The following is a 14,725-nucleotide window of genomic DNA, read 5'->3' on the forward strand; positions in this document are numbered from 1 at the left end:
GCGGGTCGGATTTGCGAGTTTTCACAGCCGACGAGCGGAGCGGGCGCCGGACAACCGTAGGCCCGCGGGCACCGTCAGCCAATCTGGTTATCCACAGCCCCTGTGGATGACGACCCAGATGCTGTGGAGAACTTCGCCAAACCTGTGCACGACCCGGTGGACAGCGCTGTGAACAAGCCCTCTACCAGCCCCACACGACTTTGCTGACCTGCGCTTTTACCGTCCACCGGCTGTGCAGAAGAAAAACTTGCCCAGTCGGCGCAAGATCACTTCGAACGGTGCCCGAAAGGACACGCGCCGAGACGACCCGTAAGGGACACTAGGGTTTTGCGTCTCTTACCTGTGGACGATTAGATTGGTGCCCATGACATCGGCTCCCGTGACGCCCCGGACCACCCGGCGCCGGCACGATCGAGAAATCGTCGCGCTGGCCGTACCCGCCTTCGGCGCACTCGTCGCGGAGCCCCTCTTCGTCATGGCCGACAGCGCCATCGTGGGCCACCTCGGCACCGCTCAGCTCGCCGGTCTGGGAGTCGCCTCCGCGCTTCTGACCACGGCCGTCAGCATCTTCGTCTTCCTCGCCTACGCCACCACCGCCGGCGTCGCCCGCCGCGTCGGCGCCGGCGACCTCCCTGCCGCTATCCGCCAGGGCATGGACGGCATCTGGCTGGCTCTGCTGCTCGGTGCCGCCGTGATCGCGGCCGTGCTGCCCACGGCACCGGCGCTCGTGGAGCTCTTCGGCGCCTCCGACACGGCCGCCCCCTACGCCACCACCTATCTGCGCATCTCGGCCCTGGGAATACCGGCCATGCTCGTCGTCCTCGCCGCGACCGGCGTCCTGCGCGGCCTCCAGGACACAAGGACACCCCTCTACGTCGCCATAGCGGGCTTCGTCGCGAACGCCGCCCTGAACGTGGGCCTGGTGTACGGCGCCGGCCTGGGCATCGCAGGCTCCGCCTGGGGCACTGTCATCGCCCAGTGCGGCATGGCCGCGGCCTACCTCGTGGTCGTCATCCGCGGTGCCCGACGCCACGGCGCCTCGCTACGACCCGACGCCGCCGGCATACGGGCCTCCGCCCAGGCCGGCGTCCCGCTGCTCGTGCGTACCCTGTCCCTGCGGGCCGTCCTGATGATCGCCACCGCAGTCGCCGCGCGTCTGGGAGACGCCGACATCGCGGCGCACCAGATCATCATCTCCCTGTGGAGCCTGCTCGCCTTCGCCCTCGACGCCATCGCCATCGCCGGGCAGGCCATCATCGGACGCTGCCTCGGCGCGGGCGACGCCCAGGGCGCCCGGGCTGCCTGCCGTCGGATGGTGGAGTGGGGCATCGCCGTGGGTGTCGTGCTCGGCCTGCTGGTGATCGTCAGCAGGCCGCTGTTCCTGCCCCTGTTCACCGGCGATCAGATCGTCAAGGACGCGGCGTTCCCCGCCCTCCTGGTGGTGGCGCTGTCCCAGCCGATCTGCGGGATCGTCTTCGTCCTGGACGGTGTGCTGATGGGCGCGGGCGACGGTCCCTATCTCGCCTGGGCGATGGTCCTCACCCTGGCCGTCTTCGCCCCGGTGGCCCTCCTGATACCGGTTCTCGGCGGTGGCCTCACCGCCTTGTGGGCGGCGATGACGCTGATGATGGCGGTCCGGATGCTGACGCTCTGGCTGCGCGCCCGCTCCGGGCGCTGGGTGGTCGTCGGCGCGACTCGCTGAACAATCCTTCCGAACTCGCGAGACGATCCCCCATAACCGGGTGTTTCACGTGAAACACCCGGTTCGAGAGCCAGCGCGGCCGCCGGACGACAGATCGGACACCCGGACGTCCCGGGCCGGCCGGCAGACCAGCAGGAACCGCACCACAGCCCAGGCAGGAAGGCACCACGCCTGAGGCAGGGCTCCGCCGCACCCGCACAGGGCCGCGCACGCCGAAGGGGCCGCACCCTTGCGGATGCGGCCCCTTCCCAGCTGTTCAGCCGAGGCTGTCCAAGCCGAGTGCGGCGATCAGGCCGCGACGACCTCGATGTTGACCTTGGCGGCAACCTCGGGGTGCAGACGCACGGACGTCTCGTGGGCGCCCAGGGTCTTGATCGGCGCACCGAGCTCGATGCGGCGCTTGTCGACGTCGGGACCACCGGCGGCCTTGATCGCCGAGGCGACGTCGGCCGGGGTGACGGAACCGAAGAGACGACCGGCGTCGCCGGAGCGGACGGCCAGACGGACCTTCACGCCCTCGAGCTGGGCCTTGACCTGGTTGGCCTGCTCGATGGTCTGGATCTCGTGGATCTTGCGAGCGCGACGGATCTGCTCGACGTCCTTCTCGCCGCCCTTGGTCCAGCGGATCGCGAAGTTCCGCGGGATCAGGTAGTTGCGAGCGTAACCGTCCTTGACGTCGACGACGTCGCCCGCGGCACCGAGGCCGGAGACCTCGTGGGTGAGGATGATCTTCATGTGTCGGTCACCCTTCCCTTAGCGCGCGGTGGAGGTGTAGGGCAGCAGCGCCATCTCACGGCTGTTCTTGACGGCCGTGGCGACGTCACGCTGGTGCTGCGTGCAGTTGCCGGTCACGCGACGGGCACGGATCTTGCCGCGGTCGGAAATGAACTTCCGCAGCATGTTCGTGTCCTTGTAGTCCACGTACGTGACCTTGTCCTTGCAGAAAGCGCAGACCTTCTTCTTCGGCTTGCGCACAGGCGGCTTCGCCATGGTGTTTCTCCTGTGTGATCAAGAAGTTGGGATACGCCCCGCCTTCGACCTGGGCCCGGCCGGTCCACTGACCTCGGGCCCGCGGGCTCAGAAGGGGGGTTCGTCCGAGTAGCCGCCACCGCTGCCGCCGGAGTTTCCACCCCAGCCGCCACCGCCGCCCTGGCCGCCACCGGCGGGAGCGCCGGTCGCCCACGGGTCGTCGGCGGGAGCGCCGCCGCCCTGCTGGCCGCCACCGGGGCCGCCGCCCCAGCCGCCGCCCTGCTGGCCGCCGCCACCGCCGCCGTAACCGCCCTGGCCACCGCGGCCGCTGGTCTTGGTGACCTTGGCCGTGGCGTTGCGCAGGCTGGGGCCGACTTCCTCGACGTCCAGCTCGAAGACCGTGCGCTTGACGCCCTCGCGGTCCTCGTAGGACCGCTGCTTCAGCCGGCCCTGCACGACCACGCGCATGCCTCGCTGGAGCGACTCGGCGACGTTCTCCGCCGCCTGACGCCAGACCGAGCAGGTGAGGAAGAGGCTCTCGCCGTCCTTCCACTCGTTCGTCTGGCGGTCGAAGGTGCGGGGAGTGGACGCGACACGGAACTTCGCGACCGCCGCACCGGAGGGGGTGAAGCGCAGCTCGGGGTCGTCGACAAGATTGCCGATGACCGTGATGACGGTCTCGCCTGCCATGGGGAACCTCTCGGCGGGTTTGCTGCTGCTGGCTGCTTGTGCTGCTACTCGAATCCCGAGATCAGCTGAGCGGAAGAGCTCAGTGGGTCTCGGGACGGAGGACCTTGGTCCGGAGGACCGACTCGTTCAGGTTCAGCTGGCGGTCGAGCTCCTTGACGACCGCAGGCTCGGCCTGCAGGTCGATGACCGAGTAGATGCCCTCGGGCTTCTTCTTGATCTCGTACGCGAGACGACGACGGCCCCAGGTGTCGACCTTCTCCACCTTTCCGTTGCCCTCACGGACGACGGAGAGGAAGTTCTCGATCAGCGGGGAGACAGCGCGCTCCTCGAGATCGGGGTCGAGGATGACCATCACCTCGTAGTGACGCATGTGGAACCCACCTCCTTCGGACTCAGCGGCCACGGTCGTTCCGTGGCAGGAGGGTTGTGATGCGTACGCAACGGTATAGGCCGCCACTGACAATCGGGGTCGGCTTGCGACGTCCCCGCTGTGAGCTGGGCGGAGTCCCTGGCTGTGCCTGGGCAGACACCGGTGCAGACGCTACAGACTACCTGCACACCGGCTTCCGGTTGAAATCCGGCCGGGGTGACCGCCAATCTGTACACATCGGGTGTGTATGGCGCTACGATGCGCCGTTTTCCGCAGGAGGTGCCCCATGGCACAGGCATTGCGACCCAACACCGCCGGATCCCTCTTCGCCACCGACGACCGGCCCCACCCCGTCCAGGACGCCCTGATGGCGGTGACCCTGGTGCTCGGAGTGGCCTCCTTCGTGACGGCGATGTTCGACCACCTTCATCTGATCAGCTCGTGGACCGGTCTGGTGGGGATCGTCACCGGCGCCTACGGACAGTGGATCTCCGAGACCACCCGTGAGCGCTTCGGTCTGATCCTGGGCCTCGGTGCCTCCGGCATCGGCTTCTTCCTCGGTATGGCGCACGGCGGCCTCTTCGGCGGACTGTGGTGACCTGACCGGCGCCGGCCGCACCGGCGTACAACCGTCCTTGATCACGGCGCGCGGGACCCCTGCGCGCCGTGCGGACCGCCGCGACCGCCCATGAGGCCGGGGCGAAGCTGCCGTACGCCCGGACCGGCCGCTCGTACGGCGCAGTAGGCTTCGGCGCGAGAGCCGGAGCCCCTGTACCCATGGGGACACACCAGCCCGAGGAGCGCCCCGAATGAGCCTGACCCTGAGGACGATCAGCCGCGAGCAGCATCTGGCGTACATCCAGAGCCTGCCGTCGGCGAGCCACATGCAGGTTCCGGCCTGGGCCGACGTCAAGGCCGAGTGGCGCTCCGAGAACCTCGGCTGGTTCGACGACAGGACCGGAGAGCTCGTCGGTGCCGGTCTGGTGCTCTACCGCCAGCTGCCGAAGATCAAGCGCTACCTCGCCTATCTGCCCGAGGGTCCGGTCATCAACTGGTACGCGCCCAATCTGACCGAGTGGCTGGAACCCATGCTCGCGCACCTCAAGCAGCAGGGCGCCTTCTCCGTGAAGATGGGCCCGCCGGTGATCATCCGGCGCTGGGAGGCCACGTCCATCAAAGCGGGCATCCAGAACCCGGACGTGAAGCGGCTGCGTGACATCGAGGCCGACTTCATCGAGCCGCGCGCCTTCGAGGTGGCCGACAAGCTGCGCCGGATGGGCTGGCAGCAGGGCGAGGACGGCGGCGCCGGCTTCGGCGACGTCCAGCCCCGCTACGTCTACCAGGTGCCGCTGGCGAACCGTTCCCTGGAAGAGGTCCACAAGAACTTCAACCAGCTGTGGCGCCGCAACATCAAGAAGGCGGAGAAGGCCGGCGTCGAGGTGGTCCAGGGCGGTTACCACGACCTCGAGGAATGGCAGCGGCTGTACGAGATCACGGCCGTGCGCGACCACTTCCGGCCCCGCCCGCTGTCGTACTTCCAGCGCATGTGGACGGCCCTCAACACCGAGGACCCCAATCGCATGCGGCTCTACTTTGCGCGCCACAACGGCGTGAACCTGTCGGCGGCCACGATGCTGATCGTCGGCGGGCACGTGTGGTACTCCTACGGCGCCTCCGACAACATCGGCCGCGAGTTCCGGCCCTCGAACGCCATGCAGTGGCGGATGCTGCGCGACGCCTACGCCCTCGGCGCGACCGTCTACGACCTGCGCGGCATCTCCGACTCGCTGGACGAGTCGGACCACCTGTTCGGCCTGATCCAGTTCAAGGTCGGCACGGGCGGGCAGGCCGCCGAGTACCTCGGCGAGTGGGACTTCCCGCTGAACAAGCTGCTCCACAAGGCGCTCGACATCTACATGTCGCGCCGCTGAGCACGCGTTCCTCCCCCGCAGACGGCTCCGACGGCTCCGATCACTTCCACGGCGTCCGTCGGGTCCCCCAGCTTCCCCACCTCTGACACACCGCAGCCACGAGAAAGGTTCCAGGTCCGGCCATGGCGCTCACCCTCTACGTCGACACCGCGCGCTGGCGGGCGCACCACAAGCACGTGCAGGAGCAGTTCCCGGGGCTCGTCCCGGTCTGCAAGGGCAACGGCTACGGCTTCGGGCACGAGCGGCTGGCGGAGGAGGCCACCCGGCTGGGCTCGGACATCCTCGCCGTCGGCACGACGTACGAGGCCGCGCGCATCAAGGACTTCTTCGGCGGTGATCTGCTGGTGCTGACGCCGTACCGACGCGGCGAGGAGCCCGTGCCGCTGCCCGACCGGGTCGTGCGCTCGGTGTCGTCGATCGACGGCGTCTACGGGCTCGTGGGCGCCCGCGTGGTGATCGAGGTGATGTCCTCGATGAAGCGGCACGGCATCAGCGAGCAGGACCTGCCCCAGCTGCACTCCGCCATCGAGAACGTCCGGCTGGAGGGCTTCGCCATCCACCTGCCCCTGGACCGCACCGACGGCTCCGACGCCGTCGAGGAGGTCATCGGCTGGATGGACCGGCTGCGTGCGGCCCGGCTCCCGTTGCACACCATGTTCGTCAGCCACCTCAAGGCCGAGGAACTCGCCCGGCTGCAGCAGCAGTTCCCCCAGACACGCTTCCGCGCCCGGATCGGCACGCGGCTGTGGCTGGGGGACCACGAGGCCACCGAGTACCGCGGGGCCGTCCTGGACGTCACGCGCGTCGCCAAGGGCGACCGCTTCGGCTACCGCCAGCAGAAGGCGGCCTCGGACGGCTTCCTGGTGGTCGTGGCGGGCGGTACGTCGCACGGGGTGGGCCTGGAGGCGCCGAAGGCCCTGCACGGGGTCATGCCGCGGGCCAAGGGTGTCGCCCGAGCCGGCCTCGCGACGGTGAACCGGAACCTCTCGCCGTTCGTCTGGGGCGGCAAGCAGCGCTGGTTCGCCGAGCCGCCGCACATGCAGGTGTCCATCCTCTTCGTCCCGGCGGACGCCCCGGAACCCACGGTCGGCGACGAGCTGGTGGCCCATCTGCGGCACACCACCACGCAGTTCGACCGAATCATGGACCGCTGAGCCCCTGAGCGACGCGAAAGGCCGTACCCGGGGCTCCTGGGTACGGCCTTTCGCACGGCCGGGCGGGCGCTGTTCGCTCAGAGCGAACTGTGGGCCGTGCTCTCCTTGCCCCACTCCACCTGCGGTCCGTCGAAGTGCGCCGCGTGCCGGTGCGCCAGGGCCGCCGCGCCGAGGGCGAAGACGTCGTCCGCGCCGTCCAGCACACCGCCCGAGGGATCGTCGTCCCCGGCCTGCCGCACCACGTCCCGCTCGGGCATCAGGATGTCCCGCACCACCACGGCGCACAGGTACAGCGTCCCCAGCAGGTGGACGCCGATGGCCCAGTGGTAGCCGTCGGTGGGCAGACCCTTGTGCGCCTCTCCGCTGGTCGTGTACGCGAGGTACATCCAGATCCCCAGGAAGTACGCCACCTCGCAGGCCTGCCAGATGAGGAAGTCACGCCACTTCGGCCGGGCCAGTGCCGCCAGCGGCACCAGCCACAGGACGTACTGCGGCGAGTAGACCTTGTTGGTGAGGATGAACGCGGCCACCATCAGGAACACGAGCTGGGCGAAGCGGGGGCGGCGCGGAGCGGTGAGCGCGAGTCCGGCGATGCCCAGGGCGCACACCAGGACCAGGAGCGTCGCCAGGGTGTTGACGCTGTCCGTGGTGAGCGGGTCGCTGGAGTTCTGGGCGAGGATCAGCCAGAACGAGCCGAAGTCCACCCCCCTCTCCTGGCTGAACGTGTAGAACTTCGACCATCCCTCGAAGGCGAAGAGCATGACCGGCAGGTTCACCACCAGCCAGGCGACGACCGCGCCCCCCAGGGCGCTGCCGAACTGCCGCCACTTCCCCGCCCGCCAGCACAGCACGAACAGGGGGCCGAGGAGGAAAACGGGATAGAGCTTGGCGGCCGTGGCGAGCCCCAGCAGGACGCCGAAAGCCAGTGCCCGGCCCCGCGACCACATCAGCATCGCCGCGGCCGTCAGGGCGACGGCCAGCAGGTCCCAGTTGATGGTGGCGGTCAGCGCGAAGGCGGGCGCCAGGGCGACCAGCAGGCCGTCCCAGGGCCGCCGGCCGTGCGTACGGGCCACGCAGACGGCGATGACGGCCGCGCACGCCATCAGCATCCCGGCGTTGACCATCCAGTACCACTGTTCCTGGTGCTGGATGCTGCCGCTGCCCGGGGTCAGCCAGCCGGCCACCTCCATGAACACTCCGGTCAGCACGGGGTACTCGAGGTACTCCATGTCGCCGGTGAGCTTGTCGAAGTACGGCACCAGCCCATCGGCGAACCCGCGTCCCTGGTAGAGGTGCGGGATGTCCGAGTAGCAGGCGTGGGTGTACTGGGAGCTGGCACCGAAGAACCACGCACCGTTGTAGCAGGGCGCCTTCTGGACCATTCCGAGGGCGAACATCCCGATCGCCACGAGCGCGACGACCCGCACGGGTGTCAGCCATGACGTCCCGGTCAGGGCTCGCCGCCCCAGGGGGCCGCCGATCAGCTCGCTGCCGGCGGCAGCGATCTCGTCGTCCCTGGTCGGCCGTACCGGGTCCGGCTCGTGCACGCGCGCTGGCGTCGATTCTGCACTGGGCATGCGCCACATCCTGCCGTACGGACCTAGGAAAAAGCCGGGGGCCGCCCCACCTGGTGCGGTGGGACGGCCCTCGTTTCACGTGAAACATGCGCATGTTTCACGTGAAACGCCCGACTCGGACGACAGGACGGCTAACTCTCGGGTCCTCCGAAGATTTGGCCGTTCTGGTTGCCTCTGCTGCTGTCCTCGCTCTCCGATTCGGACGGCGACGCACTCGTCTCGCCTGTGCCACCGTCCTGGCCCTCGCTGCTCGTGCCTCCTGTGGAGTCGTCGCAGCCGAAGAAGGTGGTGCACGTCTCGCTCGGACTCGGCGACGGCTCGGGCTCCGTCTCCGAGGGGGTCGGCGACGGAGACGGGCTCTCCTCTTCCTCCTCGGTCTCGGTGACCGACGGGCTGGGGGACGGCTCCGGGTCCTCGTTGAGGACCTCTCCGATGGACTCGGGGGTCGGGAACTTCTTCACGGGGAGGCCGTCCATGGCCTCCTCCATGTAGTCGTGCCAGATCTGCGCCGGGAACGAGGCGCCGTGGATCTTCTCCTCGCCACCCGTTCCGAACATCTCCAGGAACTCGCGGTCCTTGTTCGTCTCGTCGTCGTCGTACCGGAACATGGTGATCGCGGTCGACAGCTGCGGGGTGTAGCCGACGAACCAGGCCGACTTGTTGCCGTCGGTGGTACCGGTCTTGCCGGCCACCTCACGCCCGGTCAGCTGGGCGTTGGTGCCGGTGCCCTCCTCCACCACGGTCTTGAGGACGTCCGTGACGTTGTCGGCGACCTTCGAGGTGAACGCCTGCTTCGTCTCGGTCTTGTGGGTGTAGATCACGCCGTCCTTGCTCGTGACCTTCTGGACCGAGTAGGGGTCGCGCTGCTTGCCGCTGGCCGCGAAGGTGGCGTAGGCACCCGCCATGCGGATCGCGCTCGGGTCGGAGATGCCGATCGAGAACGACGGGAAGGTGGTGCCCGCGAGGGTGCTCTCCTTCACGCCGGCGCTGACGGCGGCCTCCTTCACCTTGTCCAGGCCGACGTCCATGCCCAGCTGCACGAAGGCGGAGTTCACCGACTCGCGCATCGCCTCTCGCAGGTCGATCTTGTAGTCGGGCGCGGTGCCGTAGGAGACCTGGCCGTCATTGGTCTGCAGCCACTCCTCACCGTCCTCGTTCTTCCAGACCGTCCCGTCATAGTTCTTGATCTTGAGCTTGTTCTGTCCGCTGAACAGGCTCTTGGGGGAGACGATGGTGCGCTCGTCCTGGGCCTGCGACGAGCCCAGATCGGGGTCGCGGACGCCCCACGTCATCGCGGCCGCGAGGACGAACGGCTTGAACGTCGAACCCACCTGGGCACCGGTCTGGTCGGCGTTGTTGGTGAAGTGCTTGGTCGCGTCCTCACCGCCGTAGATGGCCTCGATGGCGCCGGTCTCCGGATCCACGGACGCCCCGCCGAACTGGACGTGCGTGTCGGTGTCCGGCCGCTTCTCGGGGTCGATCTTGGCCTTGTAGACCTTGGTGACGGCCGCCGTGAGCTCGTTGACCTTCTTCTTGTCGAAGGTCGTGTAGATCGAGAAGCCACCCTGCTGGAGCTTGTCCTGGGTGATCCCCGTCTCGTCGCTGTGGGTCACCACGTAGCTGTTGGCGAGGTCGACGAGGTAGCCGATCTGGCCGCTCAGCTGGGTGTTCGAACGCGGGTTCTTCACGTCGGGGAGCTTGGTGTACTTGGCCCGCACCGAGGAGCTGAGGTGCTTGTACTCGACCATCTTGTCGAGCGTGTCCTGCATCTGGATCAGCGCCCGCTTGCTGTTGGCCTGCGACGTCGCCGACGAGTCGATGGACACCGCGCCGGCGGGGTCGTAGTAGGTGGCGCCCTTCAGCACGGCGGCCAGGAAGGCGCACTCGCCCTCGTTCAGCTTGATGGCGTCCTTGTCGAAGTACGCACGGGCGGCGGCCTGGATCCCGTAGGCGTTGCGCCCGTAGTACGCCGAGTTCAGGTAGCCGGCCATGATCTCGTCCTTGTCGACCTCGGCTCCCACCTTGATCGACACGAAGATCTCCTTGAACTTGCGGGAGATCGTCTGGGACTGGTCGTTCAGCATGGCGTTCTTGACGTACTGCTGGGTGATCGTCGAACCACCCTGTGTCTGACCGCCCCGGGCCATGTTGAAGACGGCTCGCGCGATGCCCTTGGGGTCGATGCCGCTGTCGTCGTAGAAGGTCTTGTTCTCCTGCGAGATCACCGCCCAGCGCATCGCCTCGGGGATCTGCGAGAGATCGATGATCTGGCGGTTCGTCTCACCACCGGTGGCAACCATCTGGCTGCCGTCCTTCCAGTAGTAGACGTTGTTCTCCGCCGTCGCCGTCTCATCGACCTTCGGAATGCCCACCATGGCGTACCCGATGCCGGCCACGGCCACCAGGCTGCCGACGAAGCCGATGAACAGGCCGGCGACGAGCTTCCAGGACGGCATCCAGCGCTGCCAGCCGTCCTTTCCGGCGCGCGGATAGTCGATCAGGCGCTTCTTCCCGGGCGCGGCCCGGCCGCGGCCCGGTGGTCCGGGCGGCGCGCCTCGGCGGCCCGCGCCTCTCTGTGCCGCGCGCCGGGCCTCGGCGCGGCCACCGTACGACCGCTCCTCACCTCCCGAGCCGTAGGCATCCGACTCGTGCGAGTCGGACGGAGACCCGGTGGCGCCTCGCGGTGCCGCACGGCGGCCGGAGGACGGGCCGGACTGGCCGCGTCGGGCCGCGGCACGTCCGCCTCCCTGCGGCTGCGGCGGTTTGCGACGGTGCTCGCTCATCGAACGATTACTCCTCGGGCAGGCGCACCCGCGCGCGCCTGGAAACGGCGGCTGGTTTCCTGTCCCCCCGAAGTACGGATGCGGTCGGTCGCGCATTCACCCGTACGGCACCGGGGACATCGACGCCCCCCGGCGTCACGTGAGTCCCGGTGGTGTGCATGGCGCACAGACTACGCACCGTCAAAACCCGCCTAGGGCCGAGGTTCGCATCAAATCGGGCAACTCTCCTCCGATGAATCACTGATGTGATCCCGTTCACCATCCCCCCTCTTGTCGCTTCCGGAAGGTCGTTCTATCGTCGTGATGTATCGAGTCGATACATCAGCGCGACATAAAGGCATCGGGCACCCGTCGTCACGGGTGGCGGCAGAGAGGAGGCGACGTATGAGCCGGCGGTCCGGCATCCTCGAGTTCGCTGTCCTCGGTCTGCTCCGTGAGTCCCCGATGCACGGCTATGAGCTGCGCAAACGACTCAATACGTCGCTGGGTGTGTTCCGCGCGTTCAGCTACGGGACGCTCTACCCCTGCCTCAAGACGCTGGTCGCCAACGGCTGGTTGATCGAGGAGGCGGGGAACAACCCGGAGGACGCCCTCACGGCTCCCCTCACGGGCCGCCGCGCCAAGATCGTCTACCGGTTGACGGCGGAAGGTAAGGAGCACTTCGAGGAGCTCCTCTCGCAGACGGGCCCGGACGCGTACGAGGACGAGACCTTCGCCGCTCGCTTCGCGTTCTTCGGGCAGACGTCCCGCGATGTGCGCATGCGCGTGCTGGAGGGCCGCCGCAGCCGCCTGGAGGAGCGTCTGGAGAAGATGCGCGCCTCCCTGGCGCGCACCCGGGAGCGCCTCGACGACTACACGCTCGAGCTCCAGCGCCACGGGATGGAGTCCGTGGAGCGCGAAGTGCGCTGGCTGAACGAGCTCATCGAGAGCGAGCGGGCCGGACGGGACCTGAGGGGTTCCGGCTCCGGGGAGACCGCTCAGCAGGACACCACATCTGGAGCGACGGGCGGCCTGCCCCGTCCCGGGAAGATCCCCGGGACGGATACGCCCGACGACACCGCCACGTGAGCGCCCACTCAGGGCCTCACTCGTACACACAGGGAGCAACCGGAATGGGTTCGGTTCGCGTAGCCATCGTCGGCGTGGGCAACTGCGCCGCATCGCTGGTGCAGGGCGTGGAGTACTACAAGGACGCCGACCCGGCGTCCAAGGTCCCGGGCCTGATGCACGTCCAGTTCGGCGACTACCACGTCCGTGACGTCGAGTTCGTCGCCGCGTTCGACGTGGACGCGAAGAAGGTCGGCCTGGACCTCTCGGACGCCATCGGCGCGTCCGAGAACAACACCATCAAGATCTGCGACGTGCCCACCACCGGTGTCACGGTCCAGCGCGGCCACACCCTCGACGGTCTCGGCAAGTACTACCGCCAGACCATCGAGGAGTCCGCCGAGGAGCCGGTCGACGTCGTCCAGGTCCTCAAGGACAAGCAGGTCGACGTCCTCGTCTGCTACCTGCCCGTCGGCTCCGAGGACGCGGCGAAGTTCTACGCCCAGGCCGCCATCGACGCCAAGGTCGCCTTCGTCAACGCCCTCCCGGTCTTCATCGCCGGCACCAAGGAGTGGGCGGACAAGTTCACCGAGGCGGGCGTCCCGATCGTCGGTGACGACATCAAGTCCCAGGTCGGCGCCACCATCACGCACCGCGTCATGGCGAAGCTGTTCGAGGACCGCGGTGTCGTCCTGGACCGCACGATGCAGCTGAACGTCGGCGGCAACATGGACTTCAAGAACATGCTCGAGCGCGAGCGCCTGGAGTCCAAGAAGATCTCCAAGACGCAGGCCGTCACCTCGCAGATCCCCGACCGGGAGCTCGGCGAGAAGAACGTCCACATCGGTCCGTCCGACTACGTCGCCTGGCTCGACGACCGCAAGTGGGCGTACGTCCGCCTCGAGGGCCGTGCCTTCGGTGACGTCCCGCTGAACCTGGAGTACAAGCTCGAGGTCTGGGACTCCCCGAACTCCGCGGGCGTCATCATCGACGCCCTGCGCGCCGCGAAGATCGCCAAGGACCGCGGCATCGGCGGTCCGATCCTGTCGGCCTCCAGCTACTTCATGAAGTCCCCGCCGGTCCAGTACTTCGACGACGAGGCCCGCCAGAACGTCGAGAAGTTCATCGCGGGTGAGGTCGAGCGCTAGAGCTCGCTGAGTCGCTCCTGCCAGGGCTGAAGAGGGTCTCCGGGTCACATGACCCGGGGGCCCTCTCCGTATGTGAGGCTGTGCCCCATGGCCGTCGTCCGTGATCTGCGCGTCCTGCTGCGCTGGGGCAACTTCCGGCGCCTGCTCGCCGTGCGGCTGCTCTCGCAGTGCGCCGACGGCGTCTACCAGGTCGCGCTCGCCACGTACGTCGTCTTCTCCCCGGAGAAGCAAACCTCGGCCACCGCGATCGCCTCCGCGATGGCGGTGCTGCTGCTGCCCTACTCGCTGGTCGGACCTTTCGCCGGCGTCCTGCTGGACCGCTGGCGCCGCCGCCAGGTCTTCGTGCACGGCAACCTCCTGCGCGCCGTTCTGGCGTCGGTGACCGCCGTCCTGATGGTCAGCCAGGTCCCGGACTGGCTCTTCTACGTCTCCGCGCTGTGCGTCACGGCGGTCAACCGCTTCGTCCTCGCCGGCCTGTCCGCCGCACTGCCGCGCGTGGTCGACGCCGAGCGTCTCGTGCTGGCCAACTCCCTCTCCCCGACGGCCGGGACACTGGCCGCGACGGCGGGTGGCGGCCTCGCCTTCGTCGTACGGCTGTCGGGCGCGGACTCCGACGCCGTCGTCGTCCTGCTGGCCGCCGTGCTGTACCTGTGCGGGGCGCTGGCGGCGCTGCGCATCGGGCGGGAGCTGCTGGGTCCCGACCGCGCGCTCGTCCAGCCCCGGCTCGCGACGGCGCTCGCCGGTACCTCGCGCGATCTGGTGGCGGGCGTACGGCATCTCGCCGAGCCGCCCCGCAGGGCAGCCGCCCGGGCGCTGGGCGCGATGACCCTGATGCGGTTCTGCTACGGCGCCCTGCTGGTCATGCTGCTGATGCTGTGCCGGTACGCCCTGACGTCCGACACCGAGGACGGCCTCGCCCTGCTGGGAGTGGCGCTGGCCGTCTCCGGCGCCGGGTTCTTCACCGCGGCCGTCGTGACGCCTTCAGCGGCGGGACGGCTGGGGCCGGCCCGCTGGATCGTCGTCTGCGCGGGGGCCGCCGCGATCCTGGAGCCGGCTCTCGGCCTCCCCTTCGCCACGGTTCCGCTGCTGGTCGCGGCGTTCGTGCTGGGGCTGGCCACCCAGGGTGCGAAGATCGCCACGGACACGATCGTGCAGTCGTCGGTCGACGACGGGTTCCGCGGCCGGATCTTCTCCGTCTACGACGTGCTCTTCAACGTCGCCTTCGTCGGCGCGGCGGCGCTGGCCGCCCTGATGCTCCCGCCGGACGGCCGATCGGTGGCCCTGGTCGTCGTGGTCGCCCTCATCTACGGGGGAGTTGCCGTGGGTATGTCCCGATTCCCAGTCCGGTAAGTGT

The 14,725-nt window shown here is 68.5% G+C and carries 13 protein-coding genes; 7 read left to right on the top strand and 6 right to left on the bottom strand.

Annotated elements, in window-relative coordinates; all coding sequences use genetic code 11:
* Nucleotides 1-364: 364 nt before the first annotated feature.
* Nucleotides 365-1,702, top strand: coding sequence for an MATE family efflux transporter (locus tag ACZ3KJ_RS06375; RefSeq protein ID WP_467525071.1), 1,338 nt, complete (start codon nucleotides 365-367; stop codon nucleotides 1,700-1,702).
* 288 nt (nucleotides 1,703-1,990) lie between these two features.
* Here ACZ3KJ_RS06375 and rplI read toward each other — a convergent pair whose 3' ends face one another.
* The 4 genes from rplI to rpsF all read right to left on the bottom strand — a co-directional run bounded on the left by rplI (nucleotide 1,991) and on the right by rpsF (nucleotide 3,731).
* Complete coding sequence (gene rplI / locus ACZ3KJ_RS06380; protein WP_389518981.1) at nucleotides 1,991-2,437, bottom strand: 50S ribosomal protein L9; 447 nt, start codon at nucleotides 2,435-2,437, stop codon at nucleotides 1,991-1,993.
* Nucleotides 2,438-2,455: 18 nt separating this feature from the next.
* Nucleotides 2,456-2,692 carry a 30S ribosomal protein S18 gene (rpsR, locus tag ACZ3KJ_RS06385; protein WP_003949403.1) on the bottom strand — a complete coding sequence of 79 codons (237 nt, stop codon included), beginning with the start codon at nucleotides 2,690-2,692 and terminating at the stop codon, nucleotides 2,456-2,458.
* A gap of 87 nt (nucleotides 2,693-2,779) precedes the next feature.
* Nucleotides 2,780-3,361: a single-stranded DNA-binding protein gene (locus tag ACZ3KJ_RS06390; RefSeq protein WP_467525073.1), complete on the bottom strand. Its 582-nt coding sequence runs from the start codon at nucleotides 3,359-3,361 to the stop codon at nucleotides 2,780-2,782.
* A 79-nt stretch (nucleotides 3,362-3,440) separates the two neighbouring features.
* On the bottom strand, nucleotides 3,441-3,731 hold the full coding sequence (rpsF, locus tag ACZ3KJ_RS06395; protein ID WP_015034882.1) for a 30S ribosomal protein S6: 291 nt from the start codon (nucleotides 3,729-3,731) through the stop codon (nucleotides 3,441-3,443).
* Between the two features lie 286 nt (nucleotides 3,732-4,017).
* On the opposite strand from rpsF, the gene ACZ3KJ_RS06400 reads away from it, so the two are divergent.
* The 3 genes from ACZ3KJ_RS06400 to ACZ3KJ_RS06410 all read left to right on the top strand — a co-directional run bounded on the left by ACZ3KJ_RS06400 (nucleotide 4,018) and on the right by ACZ3KJ_RS06410 (nucleotide 6,816).
* Nucleotides 4,018-4,329: a hypothetical protein gene (locus tag ACZ3KJ_RS06400; RefSeq protein ID WP_467525075.1), complete on the top strand. Its 312-nt coding sequence runs from the start codon at nucleotides 4,018-4,020 to the stop codon at nucleotides 4,327-4,329.
* Between the two features lie 211 nt (nucleotides 4,330-4,540).
* Complete coding sequence (gene femX / locus ACZ3KJ_RS06405; protein ID WP_467525077.1) at nucleotides 4,541-5,662, top strand: peptidoglycan bridge formation glycyltransferase FemX; 1,122 nt, start codon at nucleotides 4,541-4,543, stop codon at nucleotides 5,660-5,662.
* 122 nt (nucleotides 5,663-5,784) lie between these two features.
* Nucleotides 5,785-6,816, top strand: a complete 1,032-nt coding sequence (locus ACZ3KJ_RS06410) for an alanine racemase (RefSeq protein ID WP_389518985.1) — start codon at nucleotides 5,785-5,787, stop codon at nucleotides 6,814-6,816.
* Nucleotides 6,817-6,893: 77 nt separating this feature from the next.
* Here the strand turns inward: ACZ3KJ_RS06410 and ACZ3KJ_RS06415 are convergent, their stop codons facing one another.
* On the bottom strand, nucleotides 6,894-8,393 hold the full coding sequence (locus ACZ3KJ_RS06415) for a glycosyltransferase family 87 protein (RefSeq protein ID WP_467525078.1): 1,500 nt from the start codon (nucleotides 8,391-8,393) through the stop codon (nucleotides 6,894-6,896).
* 131 nt (nucleotides 8,394-8,524) lie between these two features.
* Entirely contained in the window at nucleotides 8,525-11,176 is a 2,652-nt protein-coding gene (locus tag ACZ3KJ_RS06420; RefSeq protein WP_467525079.1) for a transglycosylase domain-containing protein, read from the bottom strand.
* 384 nt (nucleotides 11,177-11,560) lie between these two features.
* Here ACZ3KJ_RS06420 and ACZ3KJ_RS06425 point away from each other — a divergent pair, with 384 nt between their 5' ends.
* The 3 genes from ACZ3KJ_RS06425 (at nucleotide 11,561) to ACZ3KJ_RS06435 (ending at nucleotide 14,721) form a co-directional block, all read left to right on the top strand.
* On the top strand, nucleotides 11,561-12,244 hold the full coding sequence (locus ACZ3KJ_RS06425; protein WP_467525081.1) for a PadR family transcriptional regulator: 684 nt from the start codon (nucleotides 11,561-11,563) through the stop codon (nucleotides 12,242-12,244).
* 44 nt (nucleotides 12,245-12,288) lie between these two features.
* On the top strand, nucleotides 12,289-13,371 hold the full coding sequence (locus ACZ3KJ_RS06430; RefSeq protein WP_389518989.1) for an inositol-3-phosphate synthase: 1,083 nt from the start codon (nucleotides 12,289-12,291) through the stop codon (nucleotides 13,369-13,371).
* Between the two features lie 87 nt (nucleotides 13,372-13,458).
* On the top strand, nucleotides 13,459-14,721 hold the full coding sequence (locus ACZ3KJ_RS06435) for an MFS transporter (RefSeq protein WP_467525082.1): 1,263 nt from the start codon (nucleotides 13,459-13,461) through the stop codon (nucleotides 14,719-14,721).
* Nucleotides 14,722-14,725 lie beyond the last annotated feature (4 nt).

The sequence above is a fragment of the Streptomyces sp. NPDC003248 genome (assembly GCF_055563235.1).